This is a genomic window from Mesorhizobium sp. B2-6-1, assembly GCF_006440475.1.
Classification (GTDB): domain Bacteria; phylum Pseudomonadota; class Alphaproteobacteria; order Rhizobiales; family Rhizobiaceae; genus Mesorhizobium.
Genome location: NZ_VFUH01000004.1, coordinates 330,892 through 346,253 on the forward strand (window position 1 = coordinate 330,892; position 15,362 = coordinate 346,253).

Consider the following 15,362-nt stretch of genomic DNA (forward strand, 5'->3'; position numbering starts at 1 on the left):
CCGATGAGCGGCGTGGCCGGTATCCTGCACGGGCACGAGGCGCCGGAGTCCGCAGCCGATATCCAGCGCATGCTGGCCCGCATGCGTCATCGCGCCCGCGACGGCAGTTCGTGGTGGACCGACAAGGCTGTCGCGCTCGGCCACGCCTGGCTCAACACGACCGATGAAGCCGGCCCCGGCCCGCTGACGATGGCGGGCGGCAAACTGGCCGTCACCGCGGATTGCCGCCTGGACAATCGCGACGAGCTGACGGCACGGCTCGGCGTCCGCGACGCATCGGTTGCCGACGCCGTGCTCCTGATGCGGGCCTATTTACGCTGGGGCGAAGCCTGTCCCGTGCACCTGCAAGGCGATTTCGCCTTCGCCATCTGGGATGCCGAGCGGCAGGTGCTGTTTTGCGCGCGCGATCATTTCGGCGTCAAACCGTTCTACTATCACGCGGACGGGCAGCGCTTTGTCTTTGCCTCCGAGATCGGCCCGATCCTTGGCGTCACCGGGGCCGGCGCCCGCCTCAGCGAACATCAGATCTCGGGTTTCCTGGCAGGGCTGCCAGACGATCCGCAAGCGACGCCTTATACCGATATTTTCCGCCTGCCGGCGCGCCACAGCCTCACTGTGACGGGGCAGCGCGTGACGCTGCAGCGATACTGGCAGATCGAGCCGTCGTCGCGGCCTATGCGGCCGGACGCCGCCGAGGAATTCGCCCACCTCTTCTCGCAGTCCGTGCGCAACCGCATGCGCGGAAGCGCGGCGGTCGGGGCCATGCTGAGCGGCGGCCTGGACTCCTCTTCGATCGCCTGCGTGGCGGGCCGGCAAAACCTGTCCGAGGAAAAGCCGAGGCTGCCCACCTTTTCGCTGGTTTTCGAACGCGGTTCGGCGATGGACGAAACCCCCTTCATAGACGCGGTGCTGGAACAAGGGCGCGTCGACGGCACGCTGATCCCGGTCGGCAACTACGCGCCGTTCGCGGAATTCGAACGGGTGCTGGAAGAGCAGGAAGGAACGTTCCTGGCGCCGGGCCTTACGCTCACCCGGGAGGTATACAGGACGGCGGGCGCCAAAGGCGTCAAGGTGCTTCTCGACGGCCATGGCGGGGACGAAGTCGTATCGCAGGGGCACGGCCATCTGCACGAGCTTGCCAATGCAGGCAAGTGGCTGGAGCTGTGGCGCGAGATCCGCAGCGCTTCCAACACCTATGGCGACGGCATGCTCGGCATGTATTTCCAGTTCCTGACCATCTACGGGCCTGCCTGGCGCGTGGCCAGGCTCAGGCACGCCGCGAACCGGCTCCTGCACAGGCTGCGAAAGCCGGCCCAGGGCGGAAGCTGGCGCGACCTGATCAATGCCGATCTTGCCGGCCGCACCGAGCTCATCGAGCGGGTTCACCGAGCCGGCTACAAGCCGCCCGACGTCAGCGCCAGCGAGGCGCTGACCCACCGCTGGATTCTTTCCAACGGCTATGTGCCGCATGCTTTCGAAGTCCTCGACAAGGCGGCCGCCAATTTCGGCGTCGAACCTCGTTATCCCTTCTGGGACAAGCCGCTGGTCGAGTTCTGCCTGGCATTGCCGGGCGAGGAGAAGCTCAGCCGCGGTTTTGGCCGCTACGTGCTGCGCCGCGCCATGCAAGACGTGCTGCCGGCGGCGGTCCAGTGGCGGCGCGACAAGATCGATTTCACCGGCAATCTCGTCAACGGCATGCTGCGCAACCACCGCGACCTCCTGGAACAGGTGCTCGGCCCGGACGCCGGCCGCATCGAGCCCTATATCAACCTGCCGGCCGTGAAGGCTGCCTATGCCCGGCTGCTCAGTCGGCCCGACCGGCCGGCGCCGCTCGACGTCCAGTATGTCTGGCGCTCGGCGTCGCTGTCGCTGTGGCTGCGGCAGGTGCAGCGTGCCGGGAGTGCCGCATGACGCCGTTGAACGAGCCGCTGGCCCTCCGCCCGCGCGCGCAAGGCTGGCCGCGCGGACAGCGCCGTTTTTATCGAGCCTACGGCCTGACCATCGCTTCCGAGGTGACATTGCCAGAACTGGAGCCGGCCGAACCCGCAGCGGCGGATATCGTGATCAGCGTCGGCGCGATCGATATGCCGAAGCCTTCGCCCGAGGCCGCGACCATTTTCCGCTTCGAACCGGATCGGCAATATCTGGCATGGCACGCTGTCGCCGCGTTCCTGATCAGCGACGCCTGCCGCATCGAGGTCGAGCCGGCGCCCGGCATCGACGACGCGCTGATCGCGTTCCCGCTGCTGGGACCGGTGATGGCGCTCATCCTGCACCAGCGCGGCCTGCTCGTGCTGCATGCCAGCGCCGTCGCGATTGCCGGCAAAAGCGCCATCTTCATGGGCGACAAGGGCGCCGGCAAATCGACGACGGCAAGCGCCATGATCCGTGCCGGACACGAACTGCTTACCGATGACGTCGTGGCGCTCGATCTCAGCCATCCGGACGAGCCGATGATCGTGCCGGGTTTTCCCCAGATCAAGCTGGCGGCCGACGCGGCTGCCGCGATTTCGCTCGAAGGGGCACAAGTGCGGCCGCAGGTGCATCCGGCTATCAACAAGGCCCAGCACCGATTGCACGGGGCGTTTTCGCGCGACAGGGTTCCGGCGACCTGCATCTATATTCTCGAGCGCGGCCAAAAGGCTGAGATCTCGCCCATGCCCGGCATCGCCGCTTTGCCGGCCGTGATCAGATTTTCATATGTCACGCGTTTCGGCCGCGCCGCCCTGGTCGGCGATTTCGCGGCGGCGCATCTCGGGCATTGCGCACGGCTCGCCGATCGCGTCGGCGTGTGCAGGCTCGAAGTGCCGACGGGGCTCGACAGGATCGGCGAGGTCGTGAGCCTCGTCGAGCATGACCTGATGGCCGGACAGGGATAGCAGGAACAGGGATAGCAGGAGATGTCGAAATCATCGCTCCTTCGCCCGTCATTGTTTCGGGAAATCGCCGGGTTCGGCGCCGTTATCGCCCAGATAGGCGGGCGGCGGGCCTGGACGGCGCTGCTCTTCCTGATCCTGGGCAGCCTGACCGAAGGCATCTCCATCCTGTTGCTGGTTCCGCTGTTGCAGCTGGTCGGACGCTCCGGCCAGGACTTCGCGATCAAGCTGCCCGACAATGATTTCATGCGTTGGCTGGTGCCGGACGGCACGCTGAAGCTGACCACGATGCTGTGCATGCTGGTGGCGCTGGTCGCGCTGCAGGCCGCCTTCAACCGCTTCAAGTCGGTCTACATGGCCAGGCTTCTCTTCGATTTCATCAACCGCCTGCGCATGAACCTGTTCGAAAGCATCGGCAAGGCACGGTGGGGCGTCTTCACGCGCATGCGCGGCTCCGACCTCGACCATGCGCTGACCGGGGACATAGACCGCGTCCAGGGCGCGGCCTTCTCGCTGCTGATGCTGGTGCAGATCGCCGTGCTTCTGGCCGGCTATCTCGTGATCTCCATGTTCATTTCGCCGGTCATGACGCTGTTCGCCGTGGTCATTGGCATCCTGATGTTCCTCGCGCTGCGGCCATTCCGGTCGCGGGCGACCGCCTTTGGCCAGGTCCTGACCACCAACCGGCAGGATCAATACCGGACGGTCTCGGAATTCCTCGGCGGCATCAAGGTGGCCAAGAGCCTGAACATCGAGGCGACCTATTTCGCGCAGTTGCAGGCGACACTCGAAAGGATGAAGGCCGACAACATCGCCTATGTGCGCAACAGCTCGACCGGCACCGCCCTGTTCCAGGTGGCGAGCGTGATCGGCTTGAGCCTGTTCATCTATGTGGCGCTGGTTCGCTTCGACCTCTCACTGGCCGAGATCGTGGTGCTGCTGCTGGTCTTCATGCGCATCGCGCCGCGCTTCATGGACATGCAGACGCAAGCGCAGCAGGTCCTGATCAACCTGCCCGCCTATGCCGCGATGCGCAGCCTGCAGATGCGTTTCGACGCCGAGCGGGAACCTGGCCATGCCGGGATCGAGGACGCTCGAAAGCTGTCGCTCGATTTCGGACTGAATGTTCGCGGCGTCTCCTTCGCCTACGAGGACGGCGCCGCCAAGACGGTGGTGAGCGACATCACCTTCGGCCTTCCGGCCGGCAAGGTCACCGCCCTTATCGGCCCTTCGGGATCAGGCAAGAGCACGATCGCCGACATGCTGCTCGGCCTGCTCGAGCCGACAGCCGGCACGATCCTCGTCGATGGCGTCGAGATCGACGCCGCCAATCGCCGGGGCTGGCGCGACCAGGTCGCCTACGTGCCGCAGGACGTGTTTCTCCTGCACGACACGATCGCGGCGAACCTGCGCCTGGCCGCACAGCAAGCAAGCGACGATGAACTGTGGGCCGCATTGCGATCGGCCCATGCGGCCGAATTCGTCGAACGGCTCGACCTCAAGCTCGAAACGGTGGTCGGCGACCGCGGCGTGCGGTTGTCGGGCGGCGAGCGCCAGCGGATCGCGCTGGCGCGCGCCTTGCTGCGCAAGCCGTCGCTGCTCATCCTCGATGAGGCGACCAGCGCGCTCGACTGGCAAAACCAGGCGCTGATCGCGCAATCGATCGACGGGCTGCGCGGCTCGATGACGATCCTGACCATCGCGCACCGGCCATCGATGATCGCCTTTGCCGACTGGGTGGTGGCGATGGAAAACGGCCGTGTCGTCGAGGCCGGGCAATATCGGCGGCTGAAGGCGAAAGCAGGAAGCCGGTTGTCCCGGATGCTTTCGGGCGAACAATCTCAGTCCGAACCCGCCGACGTGGCCTGAGGCCAGCCCGGTCTGGGTCAGTGAAGGCTTCGCCCGGCGCCGCCGAGCTTTTCACCCTCGGCCACCTCGGCCGAACTCAGCTTTCTTTCGGCCTCGCGTGTCCTGTCGGCCGGCGTCGGCGCGCTTTTGACGATCATGGCATAGACGAGCACGAAGTAGCCCGCCTGGATGACCACGGCACAGATGATGACGCGCAGCAGCGTCGTGCCTATTGAAGCGCCGCCCAGCCATGACCAGCCAACGACGATCGCAAGAGCGAAAATCATCCCAACGATGAATTTTGGAAGCGACATACCCAACAGCCCACAAACCGGCCCGGGTATATTCCAATCATTGCCCCACCCGAGCGTCGTCCCTTGTCATGCGGGCTTGTTAAGTCGCCCGCTCCCGGCCGGTTGCTTCCGGCCTTTCAACCTGTCGCCACTTTGACAGGTATAATTTGCAATTCTATTAAGGCGAGCAAAAGGCCGCAAGGGCAACTGCATTTATTTTTAGGTGAGCTTTTGCGCTCGACTCGCTCATGCTGCAACGCACACGACGGGATTACGCGCAACTTCGGCTCTTTGGTGTTTTTCAGTAGAATCTACAATATTGAATAGTATTTTATATGAATACCACCGAATATCGTGCCGCGCTAAAGCACCAACGAGCTCCATTCAAGGGCATAAAGAACGCCCCGCCTAGAAGTTGCCCCAAAAGCGCCTCTATTTTTCCGGCTATGCCCATTTATTGTCATAAATGTGCTAAATATTCCGAAATTTGTGCAGGGCACGCTTATTATTTAGTCAATTCATGACGTGACTATTTCAAAGGTGCGGGAAATTGTGTGTTGCGCTGCAACATTTTTTTGATATCGTGCCGTAAACCATCCGGTCAACGCATGGAGTTTTGGCATGAGGGATGTTGCCAAGTCGGCCACAGCGGAGTTTTCGCAGGCTGGCGTCGATTTTCCACCGCCGATCGGCGGCCTTATCAAGCGCAGTTTCGATATTGCCGGTTCACTGGCCGCCCTGATCGCTCTCAGCCCGCTGTTCGTGATGATAGCGCTGCTCGTCAAATTCTCCGATGGCGGATCGATTTTTTACGGTCACCGGCGAATCGGGCGTGGCGGACGGGTTTTCCCTTGTCTCAAGTTCCGCACCATGGTGCCGGACGGCGAAAGGGTGCTGGCTGCCTATCTGGCGGCCAATCCGGAAGCCAAGGCGGAATGGATAGCCACCCGCAAGCTGAAGAACGATCCGCGAGTCACCCGGGTCGGCGCGGTCCTGAGGAAACTCAGTCTCGATGAGTTGCCGCAGGTCATCAACATTCTTCAGGGCGACATGAGCCTTGTCGGACCTCGCCCGGTCGTGCGCGACGAACTGGAGATCTATGGCAGCGCCGCCGTGTATTACCTGAAGTCCCGCCCCGGCCTGACCGGCCTGTGGCAGGTCAGCGGCCGCAACGACGTCTCCTATGACAGCCGCGTCGCGTTCGATCGCCACTATGTCGAGAATTGGTCACTTTTTGAGGATATTCGCATCATCATCAAGACAGTTCCGGCTGTCTGGATGTCGCGCGGCTGCTACTGAGCGGTCGCGAACCGGATCGCACGCGGGAGATTTCTCCCGGCAGGCATCGGGCGCAGGCTCATCGGGCTGGTGGGGCCAAAGCGGATCGGAACATTCAGTTGAAGATAGACATGTTCGAAGTTTTTTGCAGCGGCCCGCATTCGGGCCGCTCGCGGCGTTTGCGGCTCGTGGCCAGCTGCCTGGCCCTGTCGCTCGCCCTGCCTCGGATCGCCCTTGCCGACGAGTACCATCTCGGATCGCAAGACAAGCTCACCATCCGTATCGCGGAGTGGCAGACCGTCGAAGGCACGTTCCGCGACTGGTCGGCGGTGAATGGCGTATACACGGTCGGGCCGGCCGGAATGCTGTCGGTGCCTTTCGTCGGCGAGCTGCCGGCATCCGGCAAGACAACGGCCGAAGTCGCGGCGGCGATCGGCGAGGCGCTGCAGCACAAGCTCGCCTTGTCGGACCGGCCCGAGGCATCGGTCGAAATGGCGCAGTTCCGGCCGTTCTATATTTCGGGCGAGGTGCAGAACCCCGGCCAATTCCCCTATGTGCCCGATCTTACGGTGCTGAAGGCGGTCAGCATCGCGGGCGGCATCCGGCGAAGCGCCGACTACGGCCCGCAGCTCGGCAAGGACCTGGTCACCGCCAAAGGCAATTTCGACATATATGACGATCAGCGCGTTCGACTGATCGTCAAGCGCGCGCGCATCGATGCCGACCTTGCGGGCAAGTCCAGCTTCGACGTGCCGAAGGAGGTCGAGGGCGATCCGAGACTGCAAGCCATCGTCGCGGACGAGATGACGATCCTCACGGCTGACCAGAAGGCGCTGAAGCTGAAGCTCGAGGCGCTCAGCGACCTGAAAGGGGTCCTGCAGGCCGAGATCGAATCGCTGCAGAAGAAGATCGTCAACCAGCAGAAGCAGGTCGACCTGGCGCAGCAGCAACTCACCAGCATCGGTCCGCTGGCCCAGAAAGGCCTGGTCGCCAACGCAAGACTGTTGGATTCGCAGCAGTCCGTCACCGACCTTCAGGGCAAGATCCTGGACTACGAAACGGCCATCCTCACCGCCAAGCAAGCGATCAGCAAGGCAACGCAGGATGCCATCGATGCCCAGAACACGCTGAGCTCGAGCCTCGCCGCCGACCGGCAGCAGACCGAAGCCGACCTGAACGAGGCCGCGCTGAGGGTCAACATGCAGAAAGGATTGATGGCCCAGGCCACCGATCCCGCCACCGTGGCCGCCAGCGCAACCAACGAAGAGCCCACCCTGATCTATTCACTGCTGCGCGCTGCCGACGGCAAGACGAGCGAGATTGCGGTCAAGGAAGACACCCCCGTGTTGCCGGGCGATGTGATCAAGGTCAAGCTGGCGCCAATGCCCAGCCAGTAAGTGGTCGAACGGCCGGAGATAAGAGCAGCTCACCGTTCACGAAAACGGTGAGCTGCTCTATCCCTTTGTTTTTGCGCAATTCCGGACGGAAAGCGCTGCGCGCTCTTCCCGGTACACACTTTTCCTGAAATCACCCTGGAGCGGGGCGGCGTTTGAGCGAATCGCCAGCGCTCTATCGCCTTGTCTTGACGCAAGCCCAACAGGAAACCGATCCGCACTCATCGAGCCGCGTCGATGCCAGGCTCGGGGCCGCTCCAGCCTCTGGCGGCATTTGCCTCTTCGATCCTTGCCGCAGACAGGCGAGGACGGGCAACGGGCAGTCGCGCCAGCTTGAAGAAGCTGAAATACATCAGGAAGGAACCCATGATGTAGGGGTTGAGGATCTCGACCTCGACGAAGGAGCGGATCAGGAGCAGCACCATGACGCCGGCTAGAACGACCGAATCCGCCCGCCATGTTCCGAACGCGACCGCCGAGACATGGCCGTAAAGCGTGCGCAGGATGACCAGCGAAACCAGCGTCGCCCCGACGAAGCCGAGTTCGACAAGGGCTTCGATGTAGGTGTTGTGGAAGTGGAAGCCGGTGCGGGTGGTGATGTAGAACTCGTTCCACAGGCGCTCGGCCTCGGCAAAACCCTGGACCCAGTATGCGGCATAGCCGACGCCGAGCATGGGCGCCCTCTGCGCGGCGTTCCAGCCCTGCTCCCACAGATAGGTGCGCCCGGTGAGCGTCGAATCCTTGCCGAACAGGCCGAGGACGAAGTCCATGAGGCCAAGATTCAGCGCCACAAGGATAGCGACGACCAGCATGCCTGTGCCGACCAGGAAGATCACCCGGCGGTAGCGTCGCGACAGCACCTTGCTCATGGCAAGCAGCATCACCAGCGCCAGCACCGCCGGTGTCGAGGCCATCGAGGTGGCCGAATGCGAGATGACCAGCAGATAGGCCGACAAAAGCACCACCGGCACGGTCAGGAACAGGCTTAGCCGGCCGTGCCTGAGGAAGGCGATGAAGACGACGCTGAAATAGATACCGAGCGAGGCGACGAAGCCGATCTGGTTCTTGGAGGCGAAGGCGCCGACGAAATTATAAGTGCCGTCGAGGACGTCCTCGGAATAGGCCCCGACCTTGAGAGAGTAGAGCAGGACGACGAATATGCCGACCAGGGCGCCTATCGTCAGGGTCCGCACGCTAACGGCGCGCGCCGCGACATAGGCGCAGGCGATGTGGGAGAAGTACTGGACGGCCGTTCTCGCGGTGATGCCGGGAGCGTCCGACCAGAAGACGGAGAAGCATACATAGGCCGCGAACGACAATGGCAGCCAGGCGCTGGACAGATGCCGCAGGAACCGCCTGTAATCGACCATGATGAGGGGCAGCCACACCGCATAATAGGCCAGGATCAGCACCTGGCCGAATATGACGGAGTAGGAGAATGCCCAGACCGAGACGGCAACGGCAAAACTGCCGTAGACCGAGTTCCTCTCGGGATCGACCAGCAAGGACTTTGGAATCTTCATCTCAGGTTCTCGCCGAGCCTACCCCGGACCGCCGCGTAGCCGGCAGGCATCTCCGTAAGAAGGGTGCAATCGACGGCATCTCCATTGTGCAGTGCAATATAACCTATCGCGCCCTGCGCTCAATGGCAAATCCGGTCACCTTGTCTTACAGACAGGCGAGCGCCGAGAGATCAAGTCCGGGACACGCCCGGACGGGATCGGACTTCTCTTTCCATTACCGGCCTCTCCATCGAGGCCGCAGCCAGCCGTGTGCGCTACCAAAGTGCTCCGCCGGTGACCTGTATGTTTTCCATGGTGATGCCCTTGGCCATATCCGAGCAGAGGAACACGGCCAGCGCCGCGATCTCCTGCGGCTGGAGAATGCGCTGCTGCGGGTTGCCCCTGGCGATCTCGGCCATCGCGTCCTCGGCCGTGCGGCCCTTGCCCTCGCGCTCGACGACCTGCGCCACGTTGCGGCGCATCAGTTCGGTCTCGACCCAGGTCGGGCTGATCATGACGCAGGTGACGCCATGCGCCGCCCCTTCGAGCGCCACGCAACGGGTGAGGCCGAGGAGACCGGCCTTGGAGGCGCAGTAAGCGGGATTGTCCTTCCAGCCGACCGAGGCGGCGGTCGAGCCGATGTTGACGATGCGGCCCCAGCCGCGCTCGATCATGCCGGGCAGCACAGCGCGGGTGGCGCGGAAGGCGCCGGTGAGATTGGTGTCGACGATCTTGTCCCACAGCGCGTCGGAATGGCCGCAGACCGGCTGCTCGGCCGTGGTGCCGGCGGCGTTGACCAGGATGTCGACAGGACCCACCGCCGCCTCGGCGTCGGCCGCGAAACGGTTCGTCACGCCGCTGTCGCGCACATCGAGATGGGCGGCGTAAATCCTCGTTCCATGCGCGCCGAGAGCCGAACGCACGCGCTCTATCTCGTCGGCGCCGGGATAGTAGGCGGCGTCGGATCTCTCCACGCCGCCAGGTGCGACATAGGAGCCGACGGCGACATTGGCGCCGGCCTGCGCCAATGTCGTGGCAATCGCCAGGCCCATTCCGGAGAAGCCACCGGTGACGATTGCGCCGCGGCCGGAAAGGTTTGTCATCGGGCATGGCCTCCGCGCGGCACGGGACGGTCCATCAGTCCCGAGAGTATCTGAACTTCATAGGCCAACATAACCTTCGGAGCCGGTGACGAAACTTGTGTCCTTGCCATCAGCTTTCCTTGTCCATCGGCTCCAGCGGCTCCAGCGGCTTGCCCAGCCAATCGCGGTAGAAACCTTCCAGGTCGGGTTCGAAATCATGGACGATGGGATAACCCGGCGCCGCGGCCTCGACCTCGTGCAGCGTGCCGCATTGCGGACAGATGAACTCGCGGATTTCCATCCATTCGGGATCCGGCAGGTCGCTGTTGGGATAGATCTCGCGCAGCGCCTCCTCGCTGTCGCGCACGATGATCGAAGCCTTCAGCTTCCAGTTCTTGCGGTAGTCGCCGAAGGAATGGCCGCATTCGCAACGGGTTACCCGCTCATCGCCGCTCTGGCAGATGAAGAGGTGGTCGCCAACAGGGAGCAGTATCGGATCGCTCCAGCCGACACGGTCCTGCAAAACCGCGACATATTTGAAGAACCGGTCGTCGTCCTTGTAGGCGCTCATGACGCGGCGCGTCTGCGGCCAAGGCAGGGTGCCCGCGACCAGATCGGCGATGACTTCCTTGCTGTATGAGGTCATGGTCCCTACTCCACGCCGAAGGTCGATTTGGCATCGACATCCCAGAAGCTTGAAAAATCCCTGGTGAAGCGCGGCGAAAGCTTGATGGCGCTGGCATACATCTTCTTCACCTCGGGCGCGAAATCGGCCGCCTTCACCCGCTCGCGCTCCTTGGCCATCCACTCCGAGACCGGCCTGGCCCGAGCGAGCCGGCGCGACCGCATCTCGGCGCGGTGGCGCTTGGTGGCTTCGAGATTGCCGACGGGATAGCCGTCCTCGTCCTCGTCAAGCACGATCCCGAAGACATTCTCGGCAGCTTCCCTGGTGAGATAGCCGTTCTCGACGTCCGATGCCGTCTTGAGCGGGTCGCGCTCCAGCACGTCGCCATAGCCGCCACCGCCATTGTAGGAATGGGTGAACACGTCGCCGGTTTTGTGGGGCGCGGTGATATAGGGCCCTTCCATCGTCACGTGCTGGCCTTCGAGCCGGACCTCGAGTTCGGAACGATAAGGATTGGTGCCGGTATGGTGCGCCAGCGGCGCGCCCTTTTGTGCGAGCTCGAAGATGTTGCTGTCGCGCACCGCACGGTGTTTCTGGCAGGTCGGCGCCGGATAGCCGCCGCAGAGCCCGCCATTGTCGAAGACGCGCGAGGAGTGTTCCGAGGTGACCAGCCGGAGATGGTCGGTCTTGCTGACCAGCCAGGTCGACAGGAAGGCGCAGCCGCCGCGATATTTGCCGGCGCCGCCGGAATTGGCAACGATCGAGCGGCCGATATAGACCATCGGCATGTTCTGTTCCCAGATCTCGATGTTGCCCATGTCGGATTCAGGGTTCCAGCCGACATAGGCGGTGTCCAGCCCGTCCTTGATGGCAAGCGCGCCGGAACCGGCGGCCGCGCATTCGAAATGCGCCATGCCGAACAGCGTGCCGTACTGGCTGGTTCCCCCCATCTCGATCATCGGGCTGTTGACCTGGCCGACGAAGGCCTCCTCGACGAAGCCGCGGGCGATGAATGATCTCGACAGGAGCCGCTGGAAGACGCCATAAGCCGGCAAGAGCAGCGCCCAGGACGTGGCGGTGGCCACCATCTCATTGTCGGGATTGGTCCAGGTGCCATGCGGCAGCTTGAGCTCCGTTGCCATCCAGGCGCCGTCATTGACCAGGCCTTCGAAATTCATGTGCTGGGTCAGCGTCACGAACATGCCGCCATCCATGCCGGCCGGCGTGCAGTTCATGGAATGGTAGCCCCAGGGCTGCGTGCCCTCGAAATCCATGATGATCTTGCCGCCCGTGGTGATCTCCATTTCGATCGGAATGTTGTAGAGCCAGTCGGGGTCGCCGAGCGGCTGGTAGCCCGGCTTGCCCTTGGTGACGTGACCGTAAAAAGTATGCCCCCGATAGATGCCGGGAACGGTCAGTTGCCGCGTGCGGGCGAGTTGCGCGCGGCGGCCCTCCTCGATGAATTCCTTGGACACCTTCATCCAGTAGTCGAGGCCGATCTCGTCGATCAGCGCCTTGACGCTTTCGCGCATGTCGATGCAGGAGGCGACCTTGGCCTTCTCGTCCAGCACCCAGTAGATGGGCATGCGCAGATTGCGCTCGCAGCGGATCACGTAGTCGCGCCGCAGTTCGTCGTTCTGGCCGACTTTTTCGGCACAGACGAACAGGCCTTCGGTGAAGCGCTCCTGGGCCAGCGCCACGTCGCCGCCCGGCGTGATGCCGCCGGCCTCCAGCTCATGGCAGACGGCGCCGGCCCAGCCGACGAGCTTGCCCGAGTGGAAGATCGGCACCACGTCCATCACGTCGGGCACCTGCACCGTGCCGATGAAGGCGTCGTTGTTGGCGAAGATGTCGCCGTCGACGATGCGGGGATTTTCCTCGTAGCCCTGTCTGATCATCCATTTGATGAAGCGGCTCATCGTGTGCACATGCACCATGATGCCGTTGGAGAGCGCGATCGCGTCGCCCTCGGGCGTGTAGATGGCGACGACCATCTCGCCGACCTCGCGCACGCCGGGCGAAGCCGAGATGCGACGCGCCATCTCGCGCGCCGAGACGCAGTAGGCGCGCAGCTTGGTGTGCAGCGTCTCGAATTTCAGCGGATCCTGGTTGCGCAGTTCGAGATCGGTAATGCCGTCATAGCAGCCGGTCTCGTCCATGAGCCGTTCGGATTCGATCAGCCGCTCGCGGAGGCGCAGGGCGGAGGCGGGTTTGTCCAGCATGGCGTTCGCCCTCTCAAGCGTGGGAGTAGTGGAGCAGCGTCCATTCGTCGACGAAGACACGGTCCCGCGGATGGACGACGAGGGTGGTGGCGGGGTGTTCGATGATGGCCGGGCCGGTCACCTCATGCCCCGGCAGCAGAAGATCCATCTCGTAGAGATCGGCCTTGTGCCAGCGGCCGCCAATATAGGCCTCGCGCACGCCCTTGTGCGCGGATGCGGGGTTTGAGGGGCCGAGCGGCCGCTTGAGCAGCACGGGCTTGACCTTGTCGGCGGTGGCGATCAGGCCGAGCTCGGTGATCGAGAAGCCGGCTTCGCCATAACGCGAGACGCGATGGTTGACCTTGGCGTAGACCGCCTCGAACTCGTCGATGACCTTGCACATGTCGCCGGCCGAATTGATCGCCGAGAGCGGCGCCATCACCTCGACGTCCTCGAGCTGGCCGGTATAGCGCATCATCAGGAACGGCACCGTCCTGATCTTGTCCAGCGCATGACCGTCGGCCACCATCTCGTCGACCGCGGCCCTGGTGAGATCGTCCCAGACCGCAGTCACTCTGGCACCGAAGGCCAGCAGCTCGGCCTCACTCGCCCGCGCGCCGATGTCGATCTGGGTCGATACCGAATGCCGGCGCATGAAATCCGCCGTGGTGCAGCCGAACGCGGAGAAGGCGGCGGCGAACTGGAAGGTGATGATATCCTTGAAGCCGATGCCCCTGGAGCAGCCGGCCAGATGCAGCGGCCCCGAGCCGCCATAGGAAAGCAATGTGAACTCCGAAGGGTGGATCCCCTGGCCGGAGATGACGCGGCGCAGCGCGTTGTTGGCGTCGGCCTCCAGCATATCGATCATGCCTTCGGCGGCTTCCTCCACGCCGACGCCGAGCTGGCTGGAGCACTTTTCCTCGAAGGCCTTGCGCGCCTTCTCGACCTGCAGCACGACCTTGCCGCCGAGGAAATAATGCGGGTTCAGCCGGCCAAGGATGGCGTCGCAATCGGCGATGGTCGGCTCGGTGCCGCCCCTGGCGAAGCAGATCGGGCCGGGATCGGCACCGGCGCTTTCCGGCCCGAGCGAAACTTTCTTCGTCAGCGGATCGACTTTGAGGATCATGCCGGCGCCGGCGCCGATCGTGTCGAGATGCAGCGTCGGCACATTGAGCTTGAACCGGTCCATCAGCGGCTCGTTCTCGATCCGGGTCTGGCCGCGCGTGATGACGCCCATGTCGAAGGAGGTGCCGCCCATGTCCGAGCAGATCAAGGAATCATTGCCGATCAGCTTGCCGACATAGGCCGCGCCCAAAATGCCGCCGATCGGGCCGGAGATCATGGTTTCGTGCAGGCGCGGATGGTTGATCGAGGTGAGGCCGCCGAAGGAGAGCAGCGTCTGGACGCCATATCTGAAGCCGTATTTCTTCGAGACGTCCTCGATCCCCTTGAGCTGCTTGCGGCCGCGCGAGGTGGCGTAGGCCTCGATCAGCACCGAGTTCAGCCGCGACTGCTCGCGGATGACCGGGCGCACCTCATGGCTGCTGTAGACGAGGATGTCGGCTCCGGCGGCGGCGATCTCCTCGCGGCAGATCTCGGCGATGCGCTTCTCATGCACCGGATTGACATGCGAGAAGATCGTCATGATGCAGACCGCCTCGACCTTGTCGGCGATCAGCTTTTTCGCCGCGGCACGGACCTCATATTCGTAGAGCGGCAGGATGATGTCGCCGAACTGATCGATGCGCTCGGTGACGCCGTGAGTGCGGCGGCGCGGCACCAGCGGATCGGGATGATGATGTGTCACAGCGTGCAGCCGGTCGGCATAGGAATAGTCGGCCCAGGCCTGCAGGCCGCGACCCATCAGGATCATGTCCTCAAGGCCCTTGGTGGTGATCAGGCCGAGTTTCCTGCCGGTGCGCGACAGCAGCGTGTTGAGCATGCCGGTGCCGGAATAGAGCACCACATTGACGCCCGAAAACAGGGCCTCGAGCGAGATGCCCCAGGCGTCCGCCGCGTCCTCGGCCGAGGCGAGGAACCCCTCGGCCTCGTTCTTCGGCGTCGTTGCCGACTTGCCGATCTTGAAGCGGCCGTCCTGATCGACAAGGATGGTGTCGGTCATGGTGCCGCCGGCGTCGATGCCGATGACGATGGGATTGGTAGAGATATGGTCCACGGGTCGCCTTCCCTTGCCGAGCATGACCACAGGCTAGATTCGCGGGACCGGATCGCGCCATATGCCTAAAGGCACAATGACGGGCGG

Annotated in this window: 11 protein-coding genes; 5 read left to right on the forward strand and 6 right to left on the reverse strand. The window is 63.5% G+C overall.

What is annotated here, in order from left to right; all coding sequences use genetic code 11:
* The first annotated feature begins 3 nt into the window (after positions 1-3).
* Genes FJ443_RS11960 through FJ443_RS11970 form a run of 3 tightly spaced genes read left to right on the forward strand, consistent with a single transcriptional unit; the run spans position 4 to position 4,745 of the window.
* The gene (locus FJ443_RS11960) at positions 4-1,911 is read left to right on the forward strand and encodes a lasso peptide isopeptide bond-forming cyclase (protein WP_140512920.1); all 1,908 of its coding nucleotides are present in this window, start codon (positions 4-6) and stop codon (positions 1,909-1,911) included.
* The gene (locus FJ443_RS11965; protein ID WP_140664158.1) at positions 1,908-2,879 is read left to right on the forward strand and encodes a serine kinase; all 972 of its coding nucleotides are present in this window, start codon (positions 1,908-1,910) and stop codon (positions 2,877-2,879) included. Before FJ443_RS11960 ends, FJ443_RS11965 begins: the two co-directional genes overlap by 4 nt.
* 21 nt (positions 2,880-2,900) lie before the next feature.
* The gene (locus FJ443_RS11970) at positions 2,901-4,745 is read left to right on the forward strand and encodes an ABC transporter ATP-binding protein (RefSeq protein ID WP_140559757.1); all 1,845 of its coding nucleotides are present in this window, start codon (positions 2,901-2,903) and stop codon (positions 4,743-4,745) included.
* A gap of 17 nt (positions 4,746-4,762) precedes the next feature.
* Here FJ443_RS11970 and FJ443_RS11975 read toward each other — a convergent pair whose 3' ends face one another.
* A complete protein-coding gene (locus FJ443_RS11975; protein WP_140512914.1) occupies positions 4,763-5,038 on the reverse strand; it encodes an exopolysaccharide production repressor exox in 276 nt (91 codons plus the stop codon).
* 600 nt (positions 5,039-5,638) lie between these two features.
* Here FJ443_RS11975 and FJ443_RS11980 point away from each other — a divergent pair.
* Together FJ443_RS11980 and FJ443_RS11985 are read left to right on the forward strand one after the other, a co-directional pair.
* Positions 5,639-6,316, forward strand: coding sequence for a sugar transferase (locus tag FJ443_RS11980; RefSeq protein ID WP_140497203.1), 678 nt, complete (start codon positions 5,639-5,641; stop codon positions 6,314-6,316).
* A 110-nt stretch (positions 6,317-6,426) separates the two neighbouring features.
* Positions 6,427-7,692: a polysaccharide biosynthesis/export family protein gene (locus FJ443_RS11985; protein WP_181165291.1), complete on the forward strand. Its 1,266-nt coding sequence runs from the start codon at positions 6,427-6,429 to the stop codon at positions 7,690-7,692.
* A 218-nt stretch (positions 7,693-7,910) separates the two neighbouring features.
* Here FJ443_RS11985 and FJ443_RS11990 read toward each other — a convergent pair whose 3' ends face one another.
* The 5 genes from FJ443_RS11990 to FJ443_RS12010 form a co-directional block, all read right to left on the reverse strand.
* On the reverse strand, positions 7,911-9,212 hold the full coding sequence (locus tag FJ443_RS11990) for an O-antigen ligase (protein WP_140664161.1): 1,302 nt from the start codon (positions 9,210-9,212) through the stop codon (positions 7,911-7,913).
* A 254-nt stretch (positions 9,213-9,466) separates the two neighbouring features.
* Complete coding sequence (locus tag FJ443_RS11995) at positions 9,467-10,294, reverse strand: SDR family NAD(P)-dependent oxidoreductase (RefSeq protein ID WP_140559760.1); 828 nt, start codon at positions 10,292-10,294, stop codon at positions 9,467-9,469.
* A 109-nt stretch (positions 10,295-10,403) separates the two neighbouring features.
* On the reverse strand, positions 10,404-10,919 hold the full coding sequence (locus tag FJ443_RS12000) for an acetone carboxylase subunit gamma (RefSeq protein WP_140512904.1): 516 nt from the start codon (positions 10,917-10,919) through the stop codon (positions 10,404-10,406).
* 5 nt (positions 10,920-10,924) lie between these two features.
* A complete protein-coding gene (locus FJ443_RS12005) occupies positions 10,925-13,120 on the reverse strand; it encodes a hydantoinase B/oxoprolinase family protein (protein ID WP_140664164.1) in 2,196 nt (731 codons plus the stop codon).
* Between the two features lie 13 nt (positions 13,121-13,133).
* Complete coding sequence (locus FJ443_RS12010; protein WP_281405530.1) at positions 13,134-15,275, reverse strand: hydantoinase/oxoprolinase family protein; 2,142 nt, start codon at positions 15,273-15,275, stop codon at positions 13,134-13,136.
* Positions 15,276-15,362: the final 87 nt, after the last annotated feature.

Excerpts from the sequence above, each read along its gene's own strand:
- FJ443_RS11975 (WP_140512914.1), bottom strand. The coding sequence starts at position 5,038 with ATGTCGCTTCCAAAATTCATCGTTGGGATGATTTTCGCTCTTGCGATC.
- FJ443_RS11970 (WP_140559757.1), top strand. The coding sequence starts at position 2,901 with ATGTCGAAATCATCGCTCCTTCGCCCGTCATTGTTTCGGGAAATCGCC.
- FJ443_RS12000 (WP_140512904.1), bottom strand. The coding sequence starts at position 10,919 with ATGACCTCATACAGCAAGGAAGTCATCGCCGATCTGGTCGCGGGCACC.
- FJ443_RS11985 (WP_181165291.1), top strand. The coding sequence starts at position 6,427 with ATGTTCGAAGTTTTTTGCAGCGGCCCGCATTCGGGCCGCTCGCGGCGT.
- FJ443_RS11965 (WP_140664158.1), top strand. The coding sequence starts at position 1,908 with ATGACGCCGTTGAACGAGCCGCTGGCCCTCCGCCCGCGCGCGCAAGGC.
- FJ443_RS11995 (WP_140559760.1), bottom strand. The coding sequence starts at position 10,294 with ATGACAAACCTTTCCGGCCGCGGCGCAATCGTCACCGGTGGCTTCTCC.
- FJ443_RS12005 (WP_140664164.1), bottom strand. The coding sequence starts at position 13,120 with ATGCTGGACAAACCCGCCTCCGCCCTGCGCCTCCGCGAGCGGCTGATC.
- FJ443_RS11960 (WP_140512920.1), top strand. The coding sequence starts at position 4 with ATGAGCGGCGTGGCCGGTATCCTGCACGGGCACGAGGCGCCGGAGTCC.
- FJ443_RS11990 (WP_140664161.1), bottom strand. The coding sequence starts at position 9,212 with ATGAAGATTCCAAAGTCCTTGCTGGTCGATCCCGAGAGGAACTCGGTC.
- FJ443_RS11980 (WP_140497203.1), top strand. The coding sequence starts at position 5,639 with ATGAGGGATGTTGCCAAGTCGGCCACAGCGGAGTTTTCGCAGGCTGGC.